The sequence below is a fragment of the Microterricola viridarii genome (assembly GCF_001542775.1).
Lineage (GTDB): Bacteria > Actinomycetota > Actinomycetes > Actinomycetales > Microbacteriaceae > Microterricola > Microterricola viridarii_A.
In genome coordinates, this window is sequence record NZ_CP014145.1 from 2834569 (window position 1) to 2858199 (window position 23631).

Consider the following 23631-nt stretch of genomic DNA (forward strand, 5'->3'; position numbering starts at 1 on the left):
CCCGCTGACTGAGCCTGTCGAAATCTGGTTTCGACAGGCTCAACCAACGGGCTCAGCGACGGGCGGATCGGCCGAAGCCTAGAGCACCTTCGAGAGGAACGCCTTCGTGCGCTGGTGCTGCGGGTTGGCGAGCACCTCACGCGGGTCCCCGGCCTCGACGACGACGCCGCCGTCCATGAACACCAGGGTGTCGGCCACCTCGCGGGCGAAGCCCATCTCGTGGGTGACGACGATCATGGTCATGCCTGACTTCGCGAGCTCCTTCATCACGTCGAGTACCTCGCCGACAAGCTCGGGGTCGAGCGCACTGGTGGGCTCATCGAACAGCATCAGCTTGGGGTCCATGGCGAGGGCACGGGCAATGGCGACGCGCTGCTGCTGGCCACCGGAGAGGTGTGCAGGGTAGTAGTCGGCGCGGTCGGCGAGCCCGACGCGCTCGAGCAGCTCGCGGGCGCGCTTCTCGGCCACGGCCTTCTTCTGGCCCTTGACCCGGATCGGCGCTTCCATGATGTTCTCGATCGCCGTCATGTGCGGGAACAGGTTGAACTTCTGGAACACCATTCCGATGTCGCGGCGCTGCTTGGCGGCCTCCTTGGGGTGCAGCTCATAGAGCTTGTCCCCGGCCTCACGGAACCCGACGAGCTGTCCGTCGACGCTGAGCTTTCCGGAGGACAGCACCTCGAGGTGGTTGATGCAACGCAGGAACGTCGACTTGCCGGAGCCACTGGGCCCGACCAAGCAGAGCACCTCGCCCTGCTTGACCTCGAGGGAGATCGACTTCAGCACCTCGTTGGAGCCGAAGCTCTTCGAGACGGCGTCGGCGACGACCATCGGGCGGGCGGTGGCTGCGGGTGCGGGTGCGGCACCAGGCTGACCGGCGGCGAGTGAGTCACTCATCAGTGGCCTCCGGATTCATGGGACGGTGCGATCACAACGGTCGGCTGGTTGCCGCCGACGATCGGCAAGGTTCCGGTCGTCGTGGTGCCACGGTCGGGCCGGCGATCGCCGACACCGCGGGCGAAGTGTCGCTCGAGGAAGTACTGGCCGACCATCAGCACGGACGTGAAGAACAGGTACCAGATGGATGCCACGATCAGCAGCGGGATCGGGTTGAACGTCTCTGCCGAGATGTCACGGGTGCGGCTGTACAGCTCGGTGGAGAGCGGAACGGCGGTCACCAGCGATGTCGTCTTCAGCATCGAGATGACCTCGTTGCCGGTCGGCGGGATGATCACGCGCATCGCCTGCGGCAGGATCACCCGGCGCATCGTCTGGAACCAGCCCATGCCGAGGGCGGTGGCCGCCTCTTCCTGGCCCTTGTCGACGGAGAGCAGGCCGGCGCGCACGATCTCGGCCATGTACGCGGCCTCGTTGAGCGAGAGGCCGATCACGGCGAGCCAGAAGGCACCGACGAGGTCATTCGTGCTGAACGACAGCCACGGCTCGGTGAACGGGATGCCGATGTCGATCGTCTTGTAGATGATCGCGATCAGGCCCCAGAACACCAGCTGTACGTAGACCGGTGTGCCACGGAAGATCCAGAGGTAGAACCAGGCGACGCCCTTGACCACGGGGTTCGGCGAGAGCCGCATGATCGCGAGCGTGACACCGAGAAGGATCGCGAAGATCATCGACAGCACGGTGAGCTGCAGGGTGACGAGGGCGGCAGCCGAGACGCGGCTGTCGAACAGGTACTTGCCGACCGAGGCCCAGTCGTAGGCCTCACGCTGCGACGCGTCGATGATGAAGAGAACGAAGATCAACAGGAGCACGACCGCGAAGATGTTGCGCCACGGGTGCTTCAGTCGGATCGCTTTGATGGCGGGTGCGCCACTAACGCCGTTCGGCGGCGGGGAATCCCCCGCCGCCGAACGGTTCGGTTCAGTTGATGTCATGAGCTGTTTCTTTAGGAGGTTGCGACGTTGATGGTGATCTTGCTGATGCCGCCATCCGCGACGCCCCAGGTGTCGAGGATCTTGCCATAGCTGCCGTCATCGACCATCGACTGCAGTGCGGCCTGCACGGCCTCGGCCATGCCGGAGTCCTTGGCCACGACAACCCCGTACGGGGCCACGTCGAAGGTCTTGCCCGCGAGCTGCAGGGCCCCATCGGTCTTGGAGATTGCGTAGAGGGTGACGGGTGAGTCGGCGCTCATCGCGTCGACCTGACCAAGCTTAACGGCGTTCGTTGCGGCATCCTGCGTGTCGAACTGCTTCTTGTCGATCGGCGCCTTGCCGGCCGCGACGCACGCCTCGCTCTTGGCGGGGACCTCGTCGGTGTCTTCAAAGGTGGTGGCCTGCACTGCGACCTTGAGACCACAGGCGTTGTCAGGGTCGACGTCGTTGCCCTTCGCGGAGGCCCACTGGATGCCCGCGTTGAAGTAGTTGACGAAGTCGACCTGCTTCATCCGCTCCTCGGTGATGGTGAAGCTCGACATACCGATGTCGGCCTTGCCTCCGGTGACGCTCGGGATGATGTTGTCGAACTTGGAGACCTGGAACTCGGGGGTCAAGCCGAACTTCGCGGCGATCCCCTCGGCCAGCTCTGCACCCCAGCCGATCGGGTTGCCGTCGGCATCCTTGAACTCGTTGGGTGCATAGGTCGGGTCGATGCCGATGATGAGCTTGCCGTTGGCGCCGACACCCTGGGGCAGCAGTGCGGCGGCGGCGTCATCCTTGGCGATGGCGGTGGCCGATTCGCTGCTTCCCGCATTCGGGCTGGAGTTATCGACACAACCGGAGAGCAGAAGAACTGCAGCAGCAGCGAGGGCCGGAACGGCGAAACGAAGTCGCATTCTTGAATCCTTACGTACGGGGGATCTGAACCCACAGCTTTGGGGGCATGGCCCTCTCGGGTGACATCGAGCATAGTGCACTGTCGTCCCGCCGATTCCCTGCGCGGGTAACGTTTTGGGCGCAGCTGCCGTTGCGCGCGGATCGGGTTCTGGCGCACTTAAAGTGCGCCAGCGTCGAGTTCCGCAATGTTTTCCTGCGGGACTCGGCGGATACCGCGCGTTTCGTTACGCGGGTGTCGGTCCGGTCGCCACCGGCAGCTCGGGGTGGTTCGCCCACGCCGACCAGGAGCCGGGGAAGAGGGCCGGCGCGAAGCCGGCGAGGTTGAGTGCGAGCGCCGTGTGCGCGGCGGTGACCCCGGAACCGCAGTAGACGCCGACGGGCGCAGAAGCCGTCACGCCGAGCGCCTCGTACCGCTCGCGCAGCTCGGCGGCGCCCAGGAATCGGCCGTCGGCGTCGAGGTTGCCGGCGGTCGGAGCGCTGAGCGCCCCCGGGATGTGGCCGGCGCGCGGGTCGATGGGCTCGACCTCTCCGCGGTAGCGCTCTGCGGCACGGGCGTCGAGCAGCCGGCCGTGCTGCGGCAGGGCGCCGGCCTGCTCGATCGTGAGCACGGGCATGCCGCCGGGGGCGACCGTGAGCGTGCCCGGCTCGATCGCCGTCTCTGTGCCGGTTGTCGTCTCTGTGCCGGTTGTCGTCTCTGTGCCGGTTGTCGTGGCGAGCGGATGCCCGGCGGCCAGCCAGGCCGGCAAGGCGCCGTCGAGCACGCGCACGTCGGCAACGCCGACGAAGCGCAGCAGCCACCAGGCGCGCACGGCGGCATGGCTGCGCCAGTCGTCATAGACGATGACGGTGTCGCCGTCGTTCAGGCCCCAACCGCGTGCGGCGGCCTGGAAGTCGGCCATGGCGGGCAGCGGGTGGCGGCCGTCGCGCGGGTCGCCGTGCCCGGCCAGCTCAGTGTCCAGGTCGACGTAAACGGCTCCGGGAATGTGGCCGGCCTCGTAGAGCGGGCGCCCGGCCGGACCGCCGAGACTCCAGCGCACATCGAGCACCCGCACGGGGCGGCCGCCGTCCGCGGCTTCCCGCAGCAGTGCGGCGAGTTCGTCGGCGGTTACGAGGGGGTGCGACATCCGTTGTTCTCCAGATCTTGGGGGGCTCGAAGCTCGTGCTGGCTGGCGGGCGAGCGCGCCCTCTGCCACGCTATATCCTGCGACGACGACCGGCCGCCGCCACGAAACACGCTCAGTAGAATTGGGGAATCGTGAGCAACTACTCGGACCTCCTCAAAACGCCGGGCGTTGCGCGCATCATCTCGGCCCAGCTCGTCGCCCGCTTCCCGTTCGGAATGCTGTCGCTGGCGTTCCTGCTGCACATCGAGCAGATCACCGGCAGCTACGGCGCCGCCGGTCTGGTGCTCGCCGCCACCAGCATCGGCCAGGCCGTTGCCGGGCCGCTGACCAGCCGCTTCATGGGCCGCTGGGGCATGCGCCCGGTCATCACCATCACGCTGGCGATCTGCGCGGCCATGGTCACGCTGATCGCGCTCGTGCCGATGTCGGTCGTCATGTACATGGTCGTCGGTGCCATCGCCGGCCTCAGCATGCCCCCCATCCAGCCGGCCGTGCGCACGATCTACCCCAAGATGGTCAACTCCCGCCAGCTCACCCCGCTGTTCTCGCTGGATGCCACCGCCCAAGAGATCATCTGGGTCGTCGGCCCCGTCGTCACCACTTTCGTCGCCACCCAGATCAGCACCGTGTGGGGCATCATGCTCGCCGTGGTGTTCATGGTCGGCGGCGGCATCTGGTTCCTCTCCTCTCCCGAGCTCGGCCGGGTGCGCATCCCGCGCAGCAAGCGCAAGCTGGGCGCCGTGCTGCGCCGCCCAGCCGTGTTGCTGGCGACCGGGGTCGGCTTCCTGCTGGTCGGTGCCTGCGCCGCCGTGGAGGCCGCGGTCGTCGCCACCTTCGGCCACGGCGGCCCGGAGGCCGGCCTCGTGCTGGCGATCTTCTCGACCGGCTCGATCGCGGGTGGTCTGGCGCTCGGCAGCGTGCAGATCGGCCCGTGGTCGACCGCCCGTCGCATGCTGGTCGTCTTCGTCGGCATGGGTCTGGCCGCTGTCGTCATGTTCCTCTCCGGCGACAACCCCGAGTTCTGGTGGCTGTCCGGCGCCCTCTTCGTCGCCGGCCTCGGTATCGCCCCCGCCCTCGCCGTGCTGTTCGCCATCGTCTCTGCCAGCGTCAAGTTCAGTGACACCGCCGAGGCGTACGGCTGGGTCGGAACCGGCCAGCTGATCGGTGCCGCGCTCGGCTCGGCGGCGGCCGGCTTCCTGATCGACAGCAGCGGACCGGTCGGTGGTTTCTGGGCCGCCGCGATCTTCGCCCTCGTCGGCTTCATCGTGCCGGTGCTGGCCAAGCGCTACCACCCGGACCTCCGCGGCCGCGACGCGAGCCCACTGCCGGACACCGAGGCGATCCCGGTGCAGCCCACCTCCTAGCGCCGGCCCCCGCTGCGCGGGCATGATGGAGTGTGATTCGCCGGGCGACGTTGCCGGGCGGGCGGCAGCGAGACGGAGCGGTGAGACGCGTGGGCACGACTGTTTTCGAGAGACGACGACCTGCGGCATCCGTGGTCGAGCATGCACTGGCCGGCACCCGGCAGGCCGCCTTCTGGCTGGATGACGTCGACCGTCCGCGCTACCCGAAGCTGAGCGGCGCTGTGACCGCCGACCTCGCCATCGTCGGCGGCGGCTACACCGGCCTCTGGACGGCGGTACTCGCCAAGCAGCGCAACCCCGACGCCCGCGTCGTGCTGCTGGAGGCCCAGCGGATCGGCTGGGCCGCGTCTGGCCGCAACGGCGGATTCTGCGAGGCGAGCCTGACCCACGGTCGAGAGAACGGCGAGAGCCGCTGGCCGGAGGAGGTCGAGGAGCTCGACAGGCTCGGCCTGGAGAACCTCGACGAGATCGAGGCGGCCAGCGCGGAGCTCGGCATGGACTTCGAGTTCGAGCGCAACGGTGCCCTCGACCTCGCCGTCGAGCCGCACCAGGTGGAATGGCTGCGTGAGGCGGCAGCGGATGCCGCGGCTCGCGGCGACGACAGCGTCGAACTGCTCGTCGGCGCGGCGGCCAGGGCAGAGGTCAACTCCCCCACCTACCTGGCTGCGCTCTGGAACAAGCGCACCTCGGCGCTGCTGCACCCGGCCAAGCTCGCGTTCGAACTGGCGCGGGTCGCCACCGACATGGGCGTGCAGATCTTCGAGCAGAGCCCGGTGCGCGCGCTCGACACCGCCACCGGCGGCGCAGATGCCGCGGCCGTCACCCTGCGCACCGCAGCGGGCGCCGTGCACAGCAGCCGGGCCGTTCTCGCGACCAATGTGTTCCCGTCGCTGTTGAAGCGCAACACGCTGATGACCGTTCCGGTGTACGACTACGCCCTGATGAGCGAGCCGCTGAGCGACGCGCAGATGCGCGAGATCGGCTGGCAGAACCGGCAGGGGCTCGGCGATGTGGCCAACCAGTTCCACTACTACCGGCTCTCCCGCGACAACCGGGTGCTGTTCGGCGGCTATGACGCCGTGTACCACTACGGGCGCCGCGTGCGGCAGAGCTATGAGCAGCGGCCGGCCGCGTTCGAACTGCTCGCCAACCACTTCTTCACCACCTTCCCGCAGCTGGAGGGCACCCGTTTCACCCACAAGTGGGCCGGCGCCATCGACACGTGCACGCGCTTCTCGGCGTTCTACGGCACGGCGCGCGGCGGTCGGGTCGCGTACGCCGCCGGGTACACGGGGCTCGGCGTCGCGGCGACCCGCTTCGCCGCGAACGTGATGCTCGACCGGCTCGCCGGTGAACAGACGGAGCGCACCCGACTGCGCATGGTGCGCGAGCGCCCGCTGCCGTTCCCGCCTGAGCCGATCGCGGCGCTCGGCATCAACGCCACTCGCTGGTCGCTCGACCGGGCAGACCACAACGACGGCAAGCGCAACGTGCTGCTCAAGACCCTCGACGCGCTCGGGCTAGGATTCGACTCATGAGCATTCTGGTCCCCGGCATCGTCAACGATGCGACATCCATCGCCCTCACCCACGAAGCCGTGCCCGCCGAGCAGAGCATCGCCGGCAACCCGACCACCGGGGCAGTCGAACTGGGCGCGTTCGGCGACGCCGAGATCGGCATCTGGGAGATGTCGGTCGGCACGATGAGCGATGTCGAGGCCGACGAGGTGTTCGTGGTGCTCAGCGGACGCGCGACGGTGGAGCTGGAGCCGGGCGGGCCGGACGCAGAGACCATCGAGATCTCGGCCGGATCGGTCGTGCGCCTGGCCGGCGGGACCCGCACCATCTGGACCGTCACCGAGACGCTGCGCAAGGTCTACATCAGCTGAGAGGCGCGCGCCCCTCGTGCCGCGACCGCCTGCCCGCCTAAGCTGGGGGCAGTGCGCATCGCTGCCCCTTTCCCTGGTGGTGCGAGCGCCCCGAGGAAGGAATGCACGCACATGTACGCAGTGGTCAACCCCGCCACCGGTGAGACGGTCACCAGCTACCCCACCCTGAGCGAGGAGGGTCTGGCTGAGGCCATTGCGGCAGCGGATGCCGCACACCGCGGCTGGTCGCGCAACTCCACCGTCGCCGAGCGCGCTGCACTGATCCGGCGCGTCGGTGAGCTGCACGTCGACCGCCGCGACGCCCTCGCCGAGATCATCGTGCGCGAGATGGGCAAGCCGCTGGAGCAGGCGCTCGGCGAGGTCGACTTCAGCGCCGACATCTACAGCTACTACGCCGAGCACGCCGAGGCCCTGATGGCCGACGAGCCGATCACGCTGCGTGCCGGCGAGGGCTCGGCGCTGATCCGCCGCCGCTCGCTGGGCGTTCTGCTGGGCATCATGCCGTGGAACTTCCCGTACTACCAGGTCGCCCGTTTCGCCGGCCCCAACCTCATCGTCGGCAACACCATCCTGCTCAAGCACGCCGAGCAGTGCCCGGAGTCGGCCGCCGCCATCGAGCAGATCTTCCTCGATGCCGGCTTCCCTGTTGGCGCCTACGTCAACATCTACGCCTCGCACGACCAGATCGCCACCGTCATCGCCGACCCGCGCGTGCAGGGTGTCTCGCTCACCGGTTCCGAGCGTGCCGGCGCCGCCGTCGCCGAGATCGCCGGCCGCCACCTCAAGAAGGTCGTGCTTGAACTCGGTGGCTCTGACCCCTTCATCCTGCTCAGCACCGACGACCTCGACGCGACAGTCGAGGCCGCCGTCATTGCCCGCCTCGACAACAACGGTCAGGCCTGCAACGCGGCCAAGCGCTTCATCGTGATCGACGAGTTGTACGACGCGTTCCTGGAGAAGTTCACCGCGGCGTTCACCTCGTTCGCCCCGAGCGACCCGATGGCCGACGGCACCGTGCTCGGCCCGCTGTCCTCCGCCGCGGCTGCCGACACCCTGCAGAACCAGATCGACCGCGCGCTCGCACAGGGGGCGACGCTCGTGGCCGGCGGCCCGCGCAACGGCACCTTCATCCCGGCGACGGTGCTCACCGACATCGACCCGACAAACGACGTGTACCACGAGGAGTTCTTCGGCCCCGTCGCCTCCGTCTACCGCGTCGGCACCGAAGCAGAGGCCGTCGAGCTGGCCAACGACACCCCGTTCGGGCTCGGCTCCTTCGTCTTCACGACCGACCCGGAGCAGGCGGTGCGCGTGGCCGACGGCATCGAGGCCGGCATGGTGTTCGTGAACGTGGTCGGTGCCGACGGCGCAGAGCTGCCGTTCGGCGGCGTCAAGCGCTCCGGTTCTGGCCGCGAGCTCGGCCGCTTCGGCGCCGACGAGTTCGTCAACAAGAAGATGATCCGCATCGGCTGATCTGTAGCCGGTCTGCGGATGCATGGCCCCGGGACGCACGCGAACGCGGCGCTTCGGGGCCATTTCCGTCCCCGCATCCGCGAACTGGCTGCGGATGCCGCACCGGAACGTCAGCGCTTGCGATCCAGCTGCTCGTCGATCTGAGCCTTGCGAAGCTGCAGGATGCGGCGGAGCAGCTCGTCCGGAACAGGCTGCTCCGCGCTGAAGCGCAGGGCGCTCACACTGTGCGAGAAGTCGGAGAGCTCCGCCCCGAACGCGGGCAACACGCTGCCGCTGAACGGGTACAGCGCTAGGTGTGCTTTGGTCTGCATGGCTGCCACGTAGCCTTTGCCCCGGTAGAGCAGGGTCGGCATGCTGTAGCTGACGCCCTCCACGACGGTTGGCGCCACCTCGCGGGCAATGTCGATGACTCGCTGCAGGGCGGCGCGGTCGGCGGCCGGCTCGATCCCGGCCAGGTAGTCGGTGACGGTGTTCTCGGGCATGCCCCATGGTTGCACGCGAGTGCGGGTTTCGCGATGTTGGCTTCGGTCGCAAGCTCCCTCGAGCCAACGTGAGGAGAGCGCGTTCTCGAGCCAACGTGAGGAGGGAGCGGCCCGAGCCAACGTGAGGAGGGAGCGCCCCGAGCCAACGTGAGGAGGGAGCGCCCCGAGCCAACGTGAGGAGAGAGCGCCCCTAGCCAACGTGAGGAGGGAGCGGCCGCGCCACCGGGCGGCGACGGCATCCGGCAACGCAGAAGGGCCCGCCGCTTGCGCGACGGGCCCTTCGAATACAGCGTGAGACTAGATGGCGTTGACGTCCAGGGGGATGCCGGGGCCGAACGTGGTCGACACAGCACCCTTCTGGATGTAGCGGCCCTTGGAGCTGGACGGCTTCAAGCGAACGATCTCCTCGAGAGCGGCCTTGATGTTCTCGTCGAGCTGCTCAGCCGAGAAGGCTGCCTTGCCCACGACGAAGTGCACGTTGGAGTGCTTGTCGACGCGGAACTCGATCTTTCCACCCTTGATGTCGGAGACGGCCTTGGCCACATCCGGCGTCACGGTTCCGGTCTTCGGGTTCGGCATGAGGCCACGCGGACCAAGAACCTTACCGAGACGACCGACCTTGCCCATGAGCTCGGGGGTCGAGACAGCCGAGTCGAAAGCGGTGTAGCCAGCGGCCACCTTCTCGATCAGCTCGTCGCCACCGACCTCGTCAGCGCCAGCAGCAAGAGCTGCCTCGGCTGCGGGGCCCGTTGCGAACACGATGACGCGGGCGGTCTTGCCGGTGCCGTGGGGCAGGATGACGGTGCCGCGCACCATCTGGTCTGCCTTGCGGGGGTCAACACCCAGCTTGAGGGCAACCTCAACCGTGCTGTTGAACTTGGCGGAACCGGTCTCCTTGGCAAGCGTGACTGCCTCGGTGGGGGTGTAGAACTTGTCGGCTTCGATCTTCTCGGCCGCGGCCCGGTAGGCCTTTGACTTCTGTGCCATGTTGTTCTCCTTGAGAGAATGTGGTCATCTGCGCCTGGCGGGCGCTGCCACGAGTGAAAGTGTGGAGGAAGGAGGGGGAAACCCTACTTAGCCGACCGTGATACCCATCGAGCGAGCGGTGCCCGCGATGATCTTCGAGGCAGCCTCGATGTCGTTCGCGTTGAGGTCAACCATCTTGGCCTCGGCGATCTCGCGAACCTGTGCCTGCGACAGGTTGGCAACCTTGACGGTGTGGGGGGTACCCGAACCCTTGGCAACGCCTGCAGCCTTCTTGATGAGCTCCGCGGCGGGCGGGGTCTTCAGGATGAAGGTGAAGGAGCGGTCCTCGTAGACCGTGATCTCAACGGGGATGACGTTGCCGCGCTGGGCCTCGGTCGCCGCGTTGTACGCCTTGCAGAACTCCATGATGTTCACGCCGTGCTGACCCAGGGCCGGGCCGATGGGCGGGGCCGGGTTTGCGGCGCCGGCCTTGATCTGAAGCTTGATCAGACCAGTAACCTTCTTCTTCGGTGCCATTGTTTTCTCTCTTTCTTATCGAACGCTCCGGATGCCGGAGCACTCTCCCGTTCGCTCGGACGCTCCGTGCGACGGTGGACTGTAAATCTGGGGGTGGCGGCTCTGTTTGCTTAGAGCTTCGTGACCTGGTCGAAGCTGAGCTCGACCGGCGTCTCGCGCTCGAACAGGGAGACGAGCACGGTGAGCTTGCCGCTCTCGGGCTTGATCTCGCTGATCGATCCGGGCAGGCCCGCGAACGAGCCTTCCTTGATCGTGATGGTCTCGCCGATCTCGAAGTCGACCTCGGCCTGCAGCACGCGCTGCGCGCCCTTGGCCGCGCCGCCCTTGCCGCCCTTGGCAGCTGGGACGTCCTTGATCTCGACGAGGCTCTTCAGCATGCCGAAGGCCTCTTCGAAACGGAGCGGGGTCGGGTTGTGCGCGTTGCCGACGAAGCCGGTCACACCGGGGGTGTGGCGCACGACAGACCAGCTGTCCTCGTTCAGGTCCATGCGCACCAGCACGTATCCGGGGATACGAACGCGGGTGACCATCTTGCGCTGGCCGTTCTTGATCTCGACGACATCTTCCATCGGCACCTCGACCTGGTAGATGTAATCTTCCATGGCCATCGACGCCTTGCGGTTCTCGATGTTCTGCTTCACGCGGCGTTCAAAACCGGCGTAGGAGTGGATGACGTACCACTTGCCGGGCAGGAAGCGCAGGTCCTGGCGGAACTCCTCGTAAGGGTCGGCCTCGGCGTCTTCGTCTTCGACAGCCTCGACGGCGGCCTCGGCCTCGTCGGCGGAGTCAATGTCGAGTGCGTCGTCCACGACGGCGTCAGCCTCGGGGTCGGTCGACTCGGCCAGCGCGTCGAGCGCGGCATCCAGGTCAACCACGACGTCGTTCTCATCGACAACGTGAACGGCGATGTGCTCAGCGGATTCGACAGACTCCTCGGCCTCGGCGAGCGTGTTGCCCTCCTGCGCCTCGTCTTCTTCGGCGGACTGCTCAGCAGCCGTCGCCCAGTCGGCGTCTTCGTACTCAGTCTTAGACACTAAATCTCAATCCTTCGTGTATTGCGTTGCTCGCTGTTGCCGCGTGGTTCTCGCGGCTGTGGCCACACCACATTCGCCCAGAAAACCGCACCTGGCACCCATCGGAACTATCCCGCTGGAGTACCGAAGACCCACGTCACGCCGAGTGCGAACACCCAGTCCAGAGCGGAAACCAGAGCCATCATGATGACCACGAACACCAGCACAACGCCGGTGTAGTTGAGCAGCTCCTTGCGGGTCGGAGTTACGACCTTCTTGAGCTCAGTGATGACCTGCTTGAAGAAGAGGCTGACCCGCGCGAAAGGTCCGCGCTTGGTCTCGCGGTCTTTCTTGGCGTTCGCGACGACATCCTCACTGGGTTCGTCGACAACTTTTCGGGCCACCTGATCTCACCTTTCCCGGCCAGCTTGCAAGCTGGCTGGCTTTCGTGGGCCGGCGCATGCACACCGACTTGCAGGGCGGACAGGACTCGAACCTGCAACCTGCGGTTTTGGAGACCGCTGCTCTACCAATTGAGCCACCGCCCTAAGGGCCTGCCTTCAGTGTTCCGCTCGCATTCCTGCGAGCAAGCCACTTGAGACATTCTACCGGTCTCGGCCGCCCGGCCTGCGCACTCCCCACGAACCTGGAACAGGGTTCCGGCACGAAAATAGGCGCAAAAAAGCTTGGCGGATTCAACAACCTCGACCAAGTGTAGGTCACAGCGGCGAGCCTGTAAAGCTGAGCGAATCTGGGCCCGTGGAGTAGCGTGGAACCCGGCCACACCAGCCGAACACCGGGTAGACAGGAAGGGGCGCGCCACCGGCGCAGCGATGAAACGTCGTGACTTTCTGATCGGGTCAGCCACTGGCATCGCCCTCCTGGCGCTGACCGCGTGCACCCCGACCGCCCCGTCCCCGAAGCCGACAGCCACGCGCACGCCCGCGCCGCTGCCGACCGGCGTGCCGAAGCCGCTCCGGCTGCAACGCTCGAATTGGGGCACCGATCCGTTCGCCCGCGGCTCCTTCAGCTACCCCCGGGTCGGCAGCACGGAGGACCAGCGCGCGCAGCTGCGCGGCTCCCTCGGCGAACGGCTGTACTTCGCGGGCGAGGCCACGGCCAGTGACGCCCCCGGCACCGTGCAGGGCGCCCAGGGCTCCGGGCTGCGCGCGGCCCTCGAGATCGCCGATAGCGCCGCGCACGGCGAGCGCATCGCGGTCATCGGCGCCGGCATCGCCGGCCTGACTGCCGCCCGCCAGCTGCGCGAGGCCGGTTTCGAGGTGGTGGTCGTCGAGGCCCGCGACCGTCTCGGCGGCCGCATCCACAGCGTCGAGGGCGGAAGCTGGCCCGTTCCCGTCGAACTGGGCCCGCTCTTCGTCAGCGCCGACTCCACTCTGTTGGCCGGCCAGCTGGCCCTCGCCGGCGTTGGCATCGCGCCGTTCACGCGCACCGAAGAGGTGCGCACGGCGGCCGGCACCATCGTCGGCCCCTCCGACGCCGGCAGCACGGCGCTCGCCTCGGCCGGGAAGTGGGCGAACGAGCACCCGCCCGACGTCTCCGTGGCCCAGGCGCTCGTGGACTCCGGCGCGGCAGCCTCGCTCAGCACCGAGCCCGATGCCAACGGCGTCGCCCCGATCGACTGGCTCGGGCACGAACTCGACACGGTGCTGCAACCGGCGTCAGGGGCATCCGCAGACGTGGTCTCTGCCGAGCAGCTCGGCACCCTGGTCGCCGGTGCCGCATCGATGTCGCAGATCGTGACCGGCGGCGAGCACGGCCTCGCTGGGCTGATCGACTCGCTGGCCGACGGCCTGGACGTGCTCGTCAGCAGCCCGGTCTCGACGGTCATGTGGGGCGAGAACGGCGTGAGCCTGCGGCTGGCCCAGGGCGAGTCGCTGAGCGCCGACCGGGTGCTGGTGACAATCCCGCTCGGTGTGCTGCAGCAGGAATCGACGCTGTTCGAGCCGGCGCTGCCCGGCTGGAAGCTCGACGCGATCGACGCGATCGGCATGGGCACGGTCGACACGGTGTGGGTGCAGTTCGCCGAGGCGTTCTGGGCGACGGATGCCACCGTGCTCAGCACGATCGGCCCGGATTCCGGGCAGCAGAACACCGGCACCCCCTCCGCTACTCCGAGCGACGAGCCCACCGCGACCCCGGGCAGCGCGGACCAGACCGCCGGCCGCAACCCCGTCGCCTATTGGACGAACCTCGCCCCGTTGACCGGATCCCCGATCCTGGTCGGCACGATCGCTGCCGAGTTCGCCGCCGAACTCGGCGCTCTCTCTGACGACGAGTTCACTGCCAGGGTGCTGGCTTCTCTTGCGCCGTATTCTCCCGGAGCAGACGCTCTCGGAGCGACGTCGCCCGCGCCGTGACCTTGCGGCTCACCGCGACCAGAAGCGCAGACACCCCGAGGAAGATGCCGAGCACGAGCAGGCAGTAGAACGCGATGCCGAGCGGGCCGCCGACCTGCGCCGGGTCGAGGAAGAAGTACGGGTACCAGCCGACATCCGCTCCACGCACGAGGGTGAAGACGAGCCAGAGTGTGGGGAACGGCAGCACCCAGCCGAGCGTCGACCAAGGCATCGGGTCGCTGCGGGGGCTGATCACGGCATCCACGAACCAGCCCAGCAGCGCCAGCACGGGCACCACGAAGTGCAGCAGGGTGTCTGACCACGGCACCTCGATTCGGTAGGCGTGGCTCGAGGCCTGCGCCACGATCACGGCGAAGACGATGCCGGAGACGAGCAGATAACACATCGTCACCGTGCGCATGATGCTGAGCCAGTGCGGATCGCGCGGCCGCAGCAGCGCCGTGATCCCGCCTGTGATCAGCACGACGACGGCGATCATCGCCGACTGGATGGTGAAGTAGCTGAAGAAGTTGTTCGTCGCGAAGGAGGAGAAGCCGAGCACATAGTTGAAGTTGCCGAACAGCGCCAGCAGCTCCAGCCCGGCCAGGGCCAGCCGGTAGCCGCCGAGGGCAATGCGCAGCCTGCGCGGGCGCTCGGCCGTTGGGCGCTCGGCAGGCTGGCCGCCCGCATCGGCCGGGGCCCGTTGCGTCGCCGCGGGAGTCTGCCGGCCCCGTGCTGGGGCTGGGGGCTCTGGGGCACGGCGGTGCATGCTTCAACGCTACGCTGTGCCGGACGTGAGGCCGAAAGCACGGGCGGCCGCGCGCGGCGCGGCGGGCTCGCGCTGGGCAAAGCGAGCGTCACATGAGGCGCGCTGCATGGAGCACCGCTTAGGCTGTGAGCGTGACCGAAACTACGCGTATCTCTGCCCGTATCGCCGCCATTGCCGAATCGGCGACCCTCAAAGTTGATGGCAAGGCCAAAGCCCTGCAAGCCGAGGGCCGCCCGGTCATCAGCTATGCCGCGGGTGAGCCCGATTTCGCCACCCCCGCACACATCGTGGAGGCGGCGCTGGCCGCCGTGCGCGACCCCAAGAACTACCGCTACACGCCGGCCGCCGGCCTGCCGGAACTGCGCGACGCCATCGCGGCGAAGACGCTGCGCGACTCGGGCCTGGCGGTCTCGCCCAGCCAGGTGATCGTCACCAACGGCGGCAAGCAGGCCGTCTACCAGGCGTTCCAGACGCTGCTCGACCCGGGCGACGAGGTTCTCGTTCCGACGCCGTACTGGACCACCTACCCGGAGGCGATCAAGCTGGCCGGCGGCCGTCAGGTCGACGTCTTCGCCGGCAGCGACCAGAACTACCTCGTCACCGTCGAGCAGCTTGAGGCCGCCCGCACCCCACGCACCAAGGTGCTGCTGTTCGTCTCGCCCTCCAACCCGACCGGCTCTGTCTACTCCCCGGAGCAGACCAAGGCCATCGGCGAGTGGGCGCTGGAGAACGGCCTCTGGGTGATCAGCGACGAGATCTACCAGAACCTCACCTACGACGGCGTCAAGGCCGTCTCGATCGTCGAGGCCGTGCCGGAGCTCGCCGACCGCACCATCCTGGTGAACGGCGTCGCCAAGACCTACGCCATGACGGGCTGGCGTGTGGGCTGGATGGTCGGCCCGGCCGACGCCATCAAGGGCGCGGCCAACCTGCAGTCGCACCTCAGCTCGAACGTGTCCAACATCTCCCAGCGCGCCGCCATCGAGGCGCTGACCGGCCCGCAGGACGCCGTCGCCGAGATGCGCACGGCCTTCGACCGCCGCCGCAAGCTGATCGTGTCTGAGCTGTCGAAGATCGAGGGCCTGAACGTGCCGACGCCGGAGGGCGCCTTCTACGTGTATCCGGATGTCACCGGGTTGCTCAACCGGGAGTGGGCCGGCGTCACGCCGACCACCTCGCTCGAGCTGGCCGACCTCATTCTGGACAAGGCCGAGGTGGCCGTCGTTCCCGGCGAGGCCTTCGGCCCGAGCGGTTTCGTGCGCCTCAGCTACGCGCTCGGTGACGAACCGCTTCTCGAGGGCGTGCAGCGCCTGCAGCGCCTGTTCGCCGTTTAGTCCGCTTGCCGCCGCCGCGGCATCCGCGAGGCACCGCGGGAGGCAATAGTCGCGCAGGGAGGCCAGATTCTCGGAATCTGGCCTCCCTGCCTCGTTAAGGCCTCCCGCGGGCAGACGGAGCGCGTTTAGTGGGATCCGGCCGTGGCCGCGGCCACCTCGCTGAGGCGGCCGTCGACCATCTCGAGCACACGGTCGCAGTGACCGAGCACGTCGCGGTCGTGGGTGACCATCACAACGGCGACAGCGGAGCGCCTGGCCCGCTCGGCGAGGATCGCGACCACTTCCTGGCTCCGATCCCTGTCCAGGGCGGCCGTCGGCTCGTCGACGAGCAGCAGGGAGGGGTTGTTCACGAGTGCGCGGGCGATGCCGACCCGTTGCCGCTCTCCGCCGGAGAGCTGCCCGGGGCGGTGACCCGAACGGTGCGCCATCCCCAGCTCGGCCAGCAGCGCCTCGGGCTCGGCCGTGCGGTTGCCGGCCAGGCGCGCCACGAGCCGCAGCTGGTCGGCGGCGCTCAGCGCGGGGATCAGGTTGCCGGACTGGAAGACGAAGCCGATGTTCCGCAGGCGGAAGCGGGCCGCGGCTGCTCGGTTGAGCGTGGCCAGGTCGGTGCCGTGCACGCGCACGGACCCGGAGTCCGGCTTGCCCAGCGCGCCCGCGATGGCGAGCAGTGAGGACTTGCCGGAGCCGGACGGGCCGACGACGGCCACGAATTCTCCCGGCTGCACGCGGAGCGAGACGGAGTCGAGTGCGCGCACCCGGCCGTCGCCGTCGCCCAGCTCCAGCACGGCGTCGGTGATCTCCAGCGCCGGGGCGCTCGTGGGGGCAGTGTTTGTGAGAGCAGTGTTCACGGTGTGTGTCGTCATCGTTGGCCTCCGAGGGCTGTGATCGGGTCGACGCGGGTAATTCGGAGCACCGCGACGGCGGCGCCCAGAAGCCCGAGTGCGATGGTGAGCAGCGAGGCGAAGGCAACGGGGGCCGCCTCCAGCTCGAAGGGCATGGCCTCCGGCATTGCGGCGCCGAGGCCGATGCCTGCTGCAACACCGATCGCGGTGAAGCCAATGAGGAGCATGGCGGCCTGGGCGAGTCCGTCCCGCAGCAGGCATCCGCTCGACGCGCCCACGGCGCGCAGCACGGCGATCTCATGGGTGCGCTGGATGGTCCAGACGGTGAAGAAGGCGCCGACGACGAGCGCGCAGATGGCGTAGAGGAACGTCTGGATCATGCTCAGCGTCAGAGTCTCAGCCTCATAGCCCGGTGAGGCGTTGAACGCCTCCGTGCGCAGCATCGTCATGGTGCCGGCTGCGTTGTCGCCCGCCTCGATGTCGATCGAGGAGCCGGCGGCGGCCTTGAGCGCCACAACGCTCGAGTACGGGTAGTCGGCGGCCAGCACCGAGGCCTCCGTCGGAACACCGGGTGTGGCCGTGTTCGATGCAATCAGACGCCACGTGTCGATCGGCAGATAGGCGACATCGACGTGACCGAAGGTCGCCTGCCCGGCTGTGAAGCCGACGACGGTGAGCTCGAGGCCGACACGGTCCAGGGTGACGACACTGCCGACCTCGAGTCCGGCGGCCCGTGCGGTCTCAGAGACGACGATGCCGTCGGGAGAGCCGAGGCCGCGCCCCTCCGAGAGCTCGGGGGCGAGGAAGCCAACGGGTTCGACGCCGAAGAGCGTGAGATCGACCTGCGTGCCCTGATCACTCGTGCCGTTGACGATGCTCACCCCCATCGGCTCAGCCGATTCGATGCCCTCGGCCTGCGCCCAGTACTCGAGTTGATCGTCATCGACGAGCGAACGACTGAACGCGTTGTCCGTCATGGTGCCCTCGTCGAAGGCGAACGCCGTGGCCGGCATCGATTTCAGGCCAGAGACCCCGTCATTGACGAGGCCGGTCGAGAGGCCGGACAGCAGCACCACGAGAACAGCGATCAGGGCGATCACAATTCCCATGAGTGCGAAGCGCCCTCTGGCGAACCTGAGTTCGCGCAGCGCTAAGAACATGGAGACTCCTTGGGGGTCGGAACACTCCGACAGTGTGTCGGCAAGATACCGACAGTCTGTCACCAAGAAGGCGGCGCCTCCAAATCAGCCAGCCTCAGACGAGCAACCCCCGAGTGAGGAGCGCCATGACCTTCGCGGTGACGTCGTCGGCAGCCATCCCATGGGTCACCAACTGGACGCCCGTGTTGAGCAGCCCCTGCACCAGGTAGGCCTGGGCCGCGGCATCCGGGACTCCGAGATCCTCCAGCACCGTGCGCACCGGCTCCAGCAGCGCATCGTGGAGAGCCTTGATGTCCTCCTGCTTGCTCGGCGAGAGCTCCTCGCCGCGCAGCTCGGCGGCGATGGCGTGCTTGCCGTCAGCCGTCATCCGCATCGTGGCGGCCACGTACGCGGAGAGCTGGTCGATGCCCGGCTCCGCCTCACGCAGGGCCTCCTCAATCTCGACCCCCCACTCGTCGAATGCGCGCATGGCAACGGCTGCGAGCAGGTCGTCCTTGGACGGGAAGTAGTCATAGAAGCTGGAGCGGGACAGCCCCGCGCGCTCGCAGACCGTGCGCGGGTTCACACCGGCAACGCCCGTCTCCACCAGGATGGCCTCTGCGGCCTCGAGGAGCGCGGCACGCTGTGCACTGCGATGTTCGGCGACCGTCGGCTTGGATATCTTCGGCATCCGCCCATTATGCCCGGGGCCCGGGCGTTGGGCTCAGACCTGTTGGAGTGCGGCGCGGGCGGCGGCCTCGACGGCATCGCCGATGCGCGAGAGCAGCCCCGAGGCGAGCCGCCACTGCTGCCAGTACAGCGGGATGCCGACGCCCCCGCCCGGGTCGAGGTCGACGAGTGCCCCGGACTCCACGCGCTCGGCCACCTGCAGCGGCGGCAGCATCCCCCAGCCGAGCCCCAGCGCGACGGCGGCCGCGAAGTCGGCGGATGACGGCACGAAGTGGCTCGGCGGGCGCGGCACCGCCGCCGCATCCGGCCCCTGCCCTGCACTGCCCGCGTGCCGCCGGAAACGCATCGCCACGTAGTCGTGCTGCAGGTCGTCGCGGCGGTCGAAGTTCACCACCGGCGCTGCGGCGAGCGCCTCGAGCGTGACTCCGTGCGGGAACCAGCGGGCAGCGAAGGCGGGGGCGGCCATCGGTCGGTACTGCATCGCGCCGAGTGGACGCACGATGCAGCCGGGGACGGGCTCGGCGGCCGAGGTGACGGCCGCCATCACGGTTCCGGCCACGAGCAGCGCGACGGTGTGGGCCTGGTCTTCGCGGTACAGGTCGAAGCGCACGTTCTCGCTGCCGGACAGCTCGGCGAGGGCCGGCAGGATCCAGGTGCCGAGCGAGTCCGCGTTGACGGCCAGCGGCACCGTGACCGGACCCTGGCCGCCGCTCTCCACGCCGAGCGTCGAGAGGGTCTCATGCTCCAGCTGGTCGAACTGGCGGGCCAGGCGCATGACGAGCTCGCCCGACTCCGTGGCGCGGATCGGCTTCGAGCGCACCAGCAGCACGCGGCCGAGCTGCTGCTCCACGGCCTTGATGCGCTGGCTGACCGCCGAGGGCGTGAGGTTGAGCGCGCGGGCCGCGCCGTCGAAGCTGCCCTCGTCGAGCACCGCGGCGAGCGTGCGCAGGTGGTCGGAGTGCAGTTGCATGGGGCAAGGCTAGTGCAGCGACGACATCAATTCTCCTAATGTCACGTAAGGAACATGAGCTGGATTGATCATTCAGAACGGCCTAGCGTCAGAGTGTGACCCCTTCTCTCGCTCCTCTGTTCGCCGGTATCGGCCTCGGCTTCTCGCTGATCATCGCGATCGGCGCGCAGAACGTGTTCGTGCTGCGCCAGGGCATCCGACGCGAGCACGTGCTGGCGGTTGTCATCCTCTGCGCAGTGTCTGACGCCGTACTGATCGTGGTCGGCATCAGCGGCATCGGCGCCCTGCTCGGGCAGCTTCCGTGGCTGCTGCCCGTCGCCCGCTGGGCCGGGGCACTCTTCCTCGTCGGCTACGGGCTGCTGGCCGCCCGCCGGGCGCTCAAGCCGGGCAGTGCCGGGCTGCTTGCCGACGCCGCCGGCGGCGAGGGCGAGGCTGCGGTGGCGGATGCCGCCGCCGAGGGCGCTGCCGGCGAGGCGGGTGTCCCCGGCATCCGCACAGCCACGGCCACCCGCACCCGGAGCGCGCGCACGACGACAGGCACGCTCGGCGCGGCCCTGGCCACGGCGTTCGCCCTCACCTGGTTGAACCCGCACGTGTACCTGGACACCGTGTTCCTGCTCGGCTCGGTCGCCAACGGGCACGGCGACCCCGGCCGCTGGCTGTTCGGCGTCGGCGCCATCATCGCCAGCTGCGTCTGGTTCACCTCGCTCGGCTTCGGCGCCCGCTACCTCGGCCGCTGGCTCGCCACCCCGCGCGCCTGGCGGATCCTCGACTCGGTGATCGCCGTGCTGATGGTGACGCTCGGCGTGCTCCTGGTGGTGCCGCACTAACCCTTCGAGGCGTCGCTGGCCCCGGCCGCGTTGATCGTGATCTGCTCGAGGCCGCCAGAACCGACACCCCAGGCGTCCAGGATCGCACCGTAGCTTCCGTCGTCGACCAGCCCCTGCAGCGCGAGCTGCACGGCCTCGGCCATTCCGGATCCCTTCGCGACGGCGAAGCCGTATGGGGCGACGTCGAACGTCTCGCCCACCGGCTTCAGCTTGCCGTTCAGCTTGGAGATGGCGTACAGCGCCACCGGGGAATCAGCGCTGAACGCATCGGCCTGGCCGAGCACGACCGCGTTGATCGCATTGCCCTGGCTGTCGAACAGCATCTTCTGGATCGCCGGCTTGCCCGCTGCGACGCAGGCCGCGCTCTTCTCGGGGATCTCGGTCGTGTCTTGGTATGTCGTCGCCTGCACCGCGACCTTCAGCCCGCACGCGTCTGCCGGGTCGACGGCGCTCTCGGCCGGGGCCGCCCACTGCACGCCGGCGTCGTAATAGTGCACGAAATCGAGCTGCTTCTCGCGCTCGACGGTGTCGGTGAACGACGACGCCCCGATGTCGAATTTGCCGCCGCGGATGGAGGGGACGATGTTGTCGAAGCTCGCGTCGTAGACCGTGGGTTCCAGGCCGAGCGCCGTGGCGAGCGCCCGCGCCAGTTCGAGGTCCCAGCCGACCGCCTCGCCGTCGCTGTTCTTGAACTCATTGGGTGCGTAGTTGGGCGCCGTGCCGATCGCGAGCACACCGGAGTCGGCGACATCCTGCGGCAGCAGCGCGGCGGCCGCCTCATTCACGGTGGCGGCGGCAACCCGTGCGTCTGCCCCGGTGATCTCGGGCAGCGAGTTGTCGACACAACCGGTGAGCAACAAGACCGCTGCGGAGACAGTCGGCAGAACGAAGCGGGCGCGCATGGAAAATCCTTAACTCGGGGCTCTTCAAACAAGCTTCAGCCCTCGCCAGGCGGTGCGAGTTCGCGCTGAAGCGCGGAAACCTCGTGCAACCCGGACGACTGGAGCTCCACGCGGTCGACCCTCCAGTGGGTGCCATACGAGTTTAGGCGAGACTTCCGAATGGAAGATGTGACCCGGCAGCCGCCGGGCATCCACCGATCGGTGGATGCCGGGAATCAGCCGGTCCACCGCTGGCGCGGCATCCGCGAGGCGAGCAGGCTGGGCTCATGACAACAAACAGTGCGACACGGAGCGAGCCGGTAGTACGGGTGCGCGGCCTGGAGAAGCGCTACGGCGGTCTCGCCGCCGTCGATGGGGTGAGCTTCGACATCAATCGCGGCGAGACCTTCGCCCTGCTCGGGCCGAACGGCGCAGGCAAATCGACGACGATCGAGATCCTCGAGGGGTACCGCACCCGCAGCGGCGGCGAAGTCAGCGTGCTCGGTACCGACCCCGGCCACGGCGGGCTCGACTGGAAGGCGCGGCTCGGCATCGTGCTGCAGTCCACCGGGGAGACCGGCAACGCCACCGTGCTCGAACAGCTGCGCCATTTCGCCGGATTCTTCCCGAACCCGCGCCGCGTCGACGAGGTGATCGCTGCCGTCGGACTCGAGTCCAAGGCGAAGACCCGGATCAGCAAGCTGAGCGGCGGCCAGCGCCGCCGCGTCGACGTCGCCCTCGGCATCATCGGCCGACCGGAACTGCTCTTCCTCGACGAGCCGACTACCGGCTTCGACCCGGAATCCCGCCGCGACTTCTGGACGCTGATCCGGCAGCTGAAGGCCGAGGGCACCAGCATCCTGCTCACCACCCACTACCTCGACGAGGCCGCACAGCTCAGCGACCGGGCCGGCGTCATCGCCGGCGGCAAGCTGATCGAGATCGGCGCCATCGACGAGATCGGCGGGGCGGATGCCCGGGTGCCGGTCGTGCGCTGGCGGGATTCCTCAGGGGCGCCACGCTCCGTGCAGAGCGAGCACCCGGCAGCCACCGTGGCCGCCATCACCGCGGAGCTCGGCGGCGAGCCGCGCGAGCTGGAGGTGATCCGGCCCAGCCTGGAAGACATCTACCTCGGGCTGGTGCGGGCCCACGACGCGGGCTCCGCATCATCCGGCACTGCGGCATCCGGTACCGCCCAGAACACCGCGCCATCCACCAGCACCGCAACCGCCACCGCCCAGGAGGTCCGCTCATGAGCACCATCACCGCACAGCGGCCCCCGGTCGCCCGCCCCAGCGTCGTCTCGCTCGGCATCAGTCGCATCGGCTACGAGGTGCGCAGTTACTTCCGCTCGCCGGATGCCGTCTTCTTCACGTTCCTGTTCCCGGTGATCATGCTGGGCATCTTCACCTCGGCGTTCAGCTCGTCCGGGAACATCGGCACCGCGCCGGACGGCACGGGCGGCATCAGCGTCGGCGCCTACTACCTGCCCGGCATGATCGCGGCCGGCATGCTGCTCTCCGGTGTGCAGAACCTCGCCGTCGAGATCGCCGGCGAGAAGAGCGACGGAACGCTGAAACGGCTCGGCGGCACACCGCTCTCGCCCACCGCCTACTTCATCGGCAAGATCGGGCAGACGCTGGTGACCGGAACCCTGCAGGTGGCCCTTCTGCTGGCGGTCGCGGTGTTCGCCTTCCACATCGCGCTGCCGACCGATCCAGGCGCCTGGGGCACCTTCGCCTGGGTGTTCCTGCTCGGCATCGTGACCAGCGCCCTCCTCGGCATCGCACTGTCTGCCGTGCCCCGCTCCGGCAAGAGCGCCACCGCCGTGGTGATCCCGATCGTGCTGATCCTGCAGTTCATCTCTGGCGTCTACCTGCAGTTCAACCAGCTGCCGGAGTGGATGCAGAACGTGGCCAGCCTGTTCCCGCTCAAGTGGATGGCGCAGGGCATGCGGGCGGTGTTCCTGCCGCAGAGCTTCGAGACGCTCGAGCCGAGCGGCGCCTGGGATCTCGGCCTCGTCGCGCTGGTGCTCGTCGGCTGGCTCGTCGTCGGGCTGGTGCTCAGCCGGCTGACGTTCCGTTGGATCCGGCGCGACGCCTGATGCCACGCGCAGCCCGGGTGGGGCGGAGGCCGGATCAGCCGGAATCCGCCCCACACGGCGCGCAGCCGGGGCC

General features: G+C 68.4%; 24 protein-coding genes and 1 tRNA gene. 9 read left to right on the forward strand and 16 right to left on the reverse strand.

Annotated features, from left to right (window positions below; all coding sequences use genetic code 11):
• Positions 1-78 precede the first annotated feature (78 nt).
• From AWU67_RS12930 to AWU67_RS12945, 4 genes are all read right to left on the reverse strand, one after another.
• Entirely contained in the window at positions 79-831 is a 753-nt protein-coding gene (locus AWU67_RS12930) for an amino acid ABC transporter ATP-binding protein (protein WP_067232759.1), read from the reverse strand.
• Positions 832-896: 65 nt separating this feature from the next.
• Positions 897-1895, reverse strand: coding sequence for an amino acid ABC transporter permease (locus tag AWU67_RS12935; protein WP_067229782.1), 999 nt, complete (start codon positions 1893-1895; stop codon positions 897-899).
• 11 nt (positions 1896-1906) lie between these two features.
• Positions 1907-2794: an ABC transporter substrate-binding protein gene (locus AWU67_RS12940; RefSeq protein WP_067229785.1), complete on the reverse strand. Its 888-nt coding sequence runs from the start codon at positions 2792-2794 to the stop codon at positions 1907-1909.
• Between the two features lie 225 nt (positions 2795-3019).
• The gene (locus AWU67_RS12945; protein WP_067229788.1) at positions 3020-3919 is read right to left on the reverse strand and encodes a sulfurtransferase; all 900 of its coding nucleotides are present in this window, start codon (positions 3917-3919) and stop codon (positions 3020-3022) included.
• Between the two features lie 131 nt (positions 3920-4050).
• Here AWU67_RS12945 and AWU67_RS12950 point away from each other — a divergent pair, with 131 nt between their 5' ends.
• From AWU67_RS12950 to AWU67_RS12965, 4 genes are all read left to right on the forward strand, one after another.
• A complete protein-coding gene (locus tag AWU67_RS12950; protein WP_067229793.1) occupies positions 4051-5283 on the forward strand; it encodes an MFS transporter in 1233 nt (410 codons plus the stop codon).
• Between the two features lie 89 nt (positions 5284-5372).
• A complete protein-coding gene (locus AWU67_RS12955; protein ID WP_067229796.1) occupies positions 5373-6821 on the forward strand; it encodes an NAD(P)/FAD-dependent oxidoreductase in 1449 nt (482 codons plus the stop codon).
• Complete coding sequence (locus tag AWU67_RS12960; protein ID WP_067229799.1) at positions 6818-7171, forward strand: cupin domain-containing protein; 354 nt, start codon at positions 6818-6820, stop codon at positions 7169-7171. Before AWU67_RS12955 ends, AWU67_RS12960 begins: the two co-directional genes overlap by 4 nt.
• A gap of 111 nt (positions 7172-7282) precedes the next feature.
• Positions 7283-8644 carry an NAD-dependent succinate-semialdehyde dehydrogenase gene (locus AWU67_RS12965; RefSeq protein ID WP_067229802.1) on the forward strand — a complete coding sequence of 454 codons (1362 nt, stop codon included), beginning with the start codon at positions 7283-7285 and terminating at the stop codon, positions 8642-8644.
• A gap of 110 nt (positions 8645-8754) precedes the next feature.
• On the opposite strand, the gene AWU67_RS12970 is transcribed toward AWU67_RS12965, so the two are convergent.
• From AWU67_RS12970 to AWU67_RS12995, 6 genes are all read right to left on the reverse strand, one after another.
• Entirely contained in the window at positions 8755-9126 is a 372-nt protein-coding gene (locus tag AWU67_RS12970) for an iron chaperone (protein WP_067229804.1), read from the reverse strand.
• A 297-nt stretch (positions 9127-9423) separates the two neighbouring features.
• Positions 9424-10113 (reverse strand): 50S ribosomal protein L1, encoded by a 690-nt coding sequence (gene rplA, locus AWU67_RS12975; protein ID WP_067229810.1) that lies wholly within the window; start codon positions 10111-10113, stop codon positions 9424-9426.
• A gap of 87 nt (positions 10114-10200) precedes the next feature.
• Entirely contained in the window at positions 10201-10629 is a 429-nt protein-coding gene (gene rplK / locus AWU67_RS12980) for a 50S ribosomal protein L11 (RefSeq protein ID WP_067229812.1), read from the reverse strand.
• A 110-nt stretch (positions 10630-10739) separates the two neighbouring features.
• A complete protein-coding gene (gene nusG / locus AWU67_RS12985; protein WP_067229814.1) occupies positions 10740-11663 on the reverse strand; it encodes a transcription termination/antitermination protein NusG in 924 nt (307 codons plus the stop codon).
• Between the two features lie 107 nt (positions 11664-11770).
• Positions 11771-12046 (reverse strand): preprotein translocase subunit SecE, encoded by a 276-nt coding sequence (gene secE, locus AWU67_RS12990; protein WP_067229816.1) that lies wholly within the window; start codon positions 12044-12046, stop codon positions 11771-11773.
• Positions 12047-12117: 71 nt separating this feature from the next.
• A tRNA-Trp gene (locus AWU67_RS12995) sits at positions 12118-12190 on the reverse strand.
• 285 nt (positions 12191-12475) lie between these two features.
• Here AWU67_RS12995 and AWU67_RS13000 point away from each other — a divergent pair.
• Positions 12476-14020 (forward strand): flavin monoamine oxidase family protein, encoded by a 1545-nt coding sequence (locus AWU67_RS13000; protein WP_067229819.1) that lies wholly within the window; start codon positions 12476-12478, stop codon positions 14018-14020.
• Here AWU67_RS13000 and AWU67_RS13005 read toward each other — a convergent pair.
• Positions 13941-14768: a Pr6Pr family membrane protein gene (locus AWU67_RS13005; RefSeq protein ID WP_067229821.1), complete on the reverse strand. Its 828-nt coding sequence runs from the start codon at positions 14766-14768 to the stop codon at positions 13941-13943. The genes AWU67_RS13000 and AWU67_RS13005 overlap by 80 nt on opposite strands.
• Before the next feature lie 131 nt (positions 14769-14899).
• Here AWU67_RS13005 and AWU67_RS13010 point away from each other — a divergent pair, with 131 nt between their 5' ends.
• On the forward strand, positions 14900-16102 hold the full coding sequence (locus AWU67_RS13010) for a pyridoxal phosphate-dependent aminotransferase (protein WP_067232763.1): 1203 nt from the start codon (positions 14900-14902) through the stop codon (positions 16100-16102).
• 125 nt (positions 16103-16227) lie between these two features.
• Here AWU67_RS13010 and AWU67_RS13015 read toward each other — a convergent pair whose 3' ends face one another.
• The 4 genes from AWU67_RS13015 to AWU67_RS13030 all read right to left on the reverse strand — a co-directional run bounded on the left by AWU67_RS13015 (position 16228) and on the right by AWU67_RS13030 (position 19743).
• Positions 16228-16965: an ABC transporter ATP-binding protein gene (locus AWU67_RS13015; RefSeq protein ID WP_067229823.1), complete on the reverse strand. Its 738-nt coding sequence runs from the start codon at positions 16963-16965 to the stop codon at positions 16228-16230.
• Positions 16962-18104, reverse strand: coding sequence for an ABC transporter permease (locus tag AWU67_RS13020; protein WP_067229825.1), 1143 nt, complete (start codon positions 18102-18104; stop codon positions 16962-16964). The genes AWU67_RS13015 and AWU67_RS13020 overlap by 4 nt, the downstream gene beginning before the upstream one ends.
• A 94-nt stretch (positions 18105-18198) precedes the next feature.
• The gene (locus tag AWU67_RS13025) at positions 18199-18774 is read right to left on the reverse strand and encodes a TetR/AcrR family transcriptional regulator (RefSeq protein WP_067229827.1); all 576 of its coding nucleotides are present in this window, start codon (positions 18772-18774) and stop codon (positions 18199-18201) included.
• 33 nt (positions 18775-18807) lie between these two features.
• Complete coding sequence (locus AWU67_RS13030) at positions 18808-19743, reverse strand: LysR family transcriptional regulator ArgP (protein WP_067229831.1); 936 nt, start codon at positions 19741-19743, stop codon at positions 18808-18810.
• A 95-nt stretch (positions 19744-19838) separates the two neighbouring features.
• Between AWU67_RS13030 and AWU67_RS13035 the strand changes: the two genes are divergently transcribed.
• Positions 19839-20573 (forward strand): LysE/ArgO family amino acid transporter, encoded by a 735-nt coding sequence (locus AWU67_RS13035; protein WP_067229833.1) that lies wholly within the window; start codon positions 19839-19841, stop codon positions 20571-20573.
• On the opposite strand, the gene AWU67_RS13040 is transcribed toward AWU67_RS13035, so the two are convergent.
• On the reverse strand, positions 20570-21475 hold the full coding sequence (locus AWU67_RS13040) for an ABC transporter substrate-binding protein (protein ID WP_067229836.1): 906 nt from the start codon (positions 21473-21475) through the stop codon (positions 20570-20572). The two genes, AWU67_RS13035 and AWU67_RS13040, sit on opposite strands and share 4 nt — an antisense overlap.
• Before the next feature lie 266 nt (positions 21476-21741).
• Here AWU67_RS13040 and AWU67_RS13045 point away from each other — a divergent pair, with 266 nt between their 5' ends.
• Positions 21742-22710 carry an ABC transporter ATP-binding protein gene (locus AWU67_RS13045; RefSeq protein WP_067229838.1) on the forward strand — a complete coding sequence of 323 codons (969 nt, stop codon included), beginning with the start codon at positions 21742-21744 and terminating at the stop codon, positions 22708-22710.
• Positions 22707-23558, forward strand: coding sequence for an ABC transporter permease (locus AWU67_RS13050; RefSeq protein ID WP_067229841.1), 852 nt, complete (start codon positions 22707-22709; stop codon positions 23556-23558). Before AWU67_RS13045 ends, AWU67_RS13050 begins: the two co-directional genes overlap by 4 nt.
• The last annotated feature ends 73 nt before the right edge of the window (positions 23559-23631 follow it).

Excerpts from the sequence above, each read along its gene's own strand:
- AWU67_RS12965 (WP_067229802.1), top strand. The coding sequence starts at position 7,283 with ATGTACGCAGTGGTCAACCCCGCCACCGGTGAGACGGTCACCAGCTAC.
- rplA (WP_067229810.1), bottom strand. The coding sequence starts at position 10,113 with ATGGCACAGAAGTCAAAGGCCTACCGGGCCGCGGCCGAGAAGATCGAA.
- AWU67_RS13020 (WP_067229825.1), bottom strand. The coding sequence starts at position 18,104 with ATGTTCTTAGCGCTGCGCGAACTCAGGTTCGCCAGAGGGCGCTTCGCA.
- AWU67_RS12945 (WP_067229788.1), bottom strand. The coding sequence starts at position 3,919 with ATGTCGCACCCCCTCGTAACCGCCGACGAACTCGCCGCACTGCTGCGG.
- AWU67_RS12940 (WP_067229785.1), bottom strand. The coding sequence starts at position 2,794 with ATGCGACTTCGTTTCGCCGTTCCGGCCCTCGCTGCTGCTGCAGTTCTT.
- AWU67_RS13025 (WP_067229827.1), bottom strand. The coding sequence starts at position 18,774 with ATGCCGAAGATATCCAAGCCGACGGTCGCCGAACATCGCAGTGCACAG.
- rplK (WP_067229812.1), bottom strand. The coding sequence starts at position 10,629 with ATGGCACCGAAGAAGAAGGTTACTGGTCTGATCAAGCTTCAGATCAAG.
- AWU67_RS13045 (WP_067229838.1), top strand. The coding sequence starts at position 21,742 with ATGACAACAAACAGTGCGACACGGAGCGAGCCGGTAGTACGGGTGCGC.
- AWU67_RS12970 (WP_067229804.1), bottom strand. The coding sequence starts at position 9,126 with ATGCCCGAGAACACCGTCACCGACTACCTGGCCGGGATCGAGCCGGCC.
- AWU67_RS13015 (WP_067229823.1), bottom strand. The coding sequence starts at position 16,965 with ATGACGACACACACCGTGAACACTGCTCTCACAAACACTGCCCCCACG.
- AWU67_RS12930 (WP_067232759.1), bottom strand. The coding sequence starts at position 831 with ATGGTCGTCGCCGACGCCGTCTCGAAGAGCTTCGGCTCCAACGAGGTG.
- AWU67_RS13050 (WP_067229841.1), top strand. The coding sequence starts at position 22,707 with ATGAGCACCATCACCGCACAGCGGCCCCCGGTCGCCCGCCCCAGCGTC.
- AWU67_RS13040 (WP_067229836.1), bottom strand. The coding sequence starts at position 21,475 with ATGCGCGCCCGCTTCGTTCTGCCGACTGTCTCCGCAGCGGTCTTGTTG.
- AWU67_RS12960 (WP_067229799.1), top strand. The coding sequence starts at position 6,818 with ATGAGCATTCTGGTCCCCGGCATCGTCAACGATGCGACATCCATCGCC.
- AWU67_RS13005 (WP_067229821.1), bottom strand. The coding sequence starts at position 14,768 with ATGCACCGCCGTGCCCCAGAGCCCCCAGCCCCAGCACGGGGCCGGCAG.
- AWU67_RS13030 (WP_067229831.1), bottom strand. The coding sequence starts at position 19,743 with ATGCAACTGCACTCCGACCACCTGCGCACGCTCGCCGCGGTGCTCGAC.
- AWU67_RS12935 (WP_067229782.1), bottom strand. The coding sequence starts at position 1,895 with ATGACATCAACTGAACCGAACCGTTCGGCGGCGGGGGATTCCCCGCCG.
- AWU67_RS13000 (WP_067229819.1), top strand. The coding sequence starts at position 12,476 with ATGAAACGTCGTGACTTTCTGATCGGGTCAGCCACTGGCATCGCCCTC.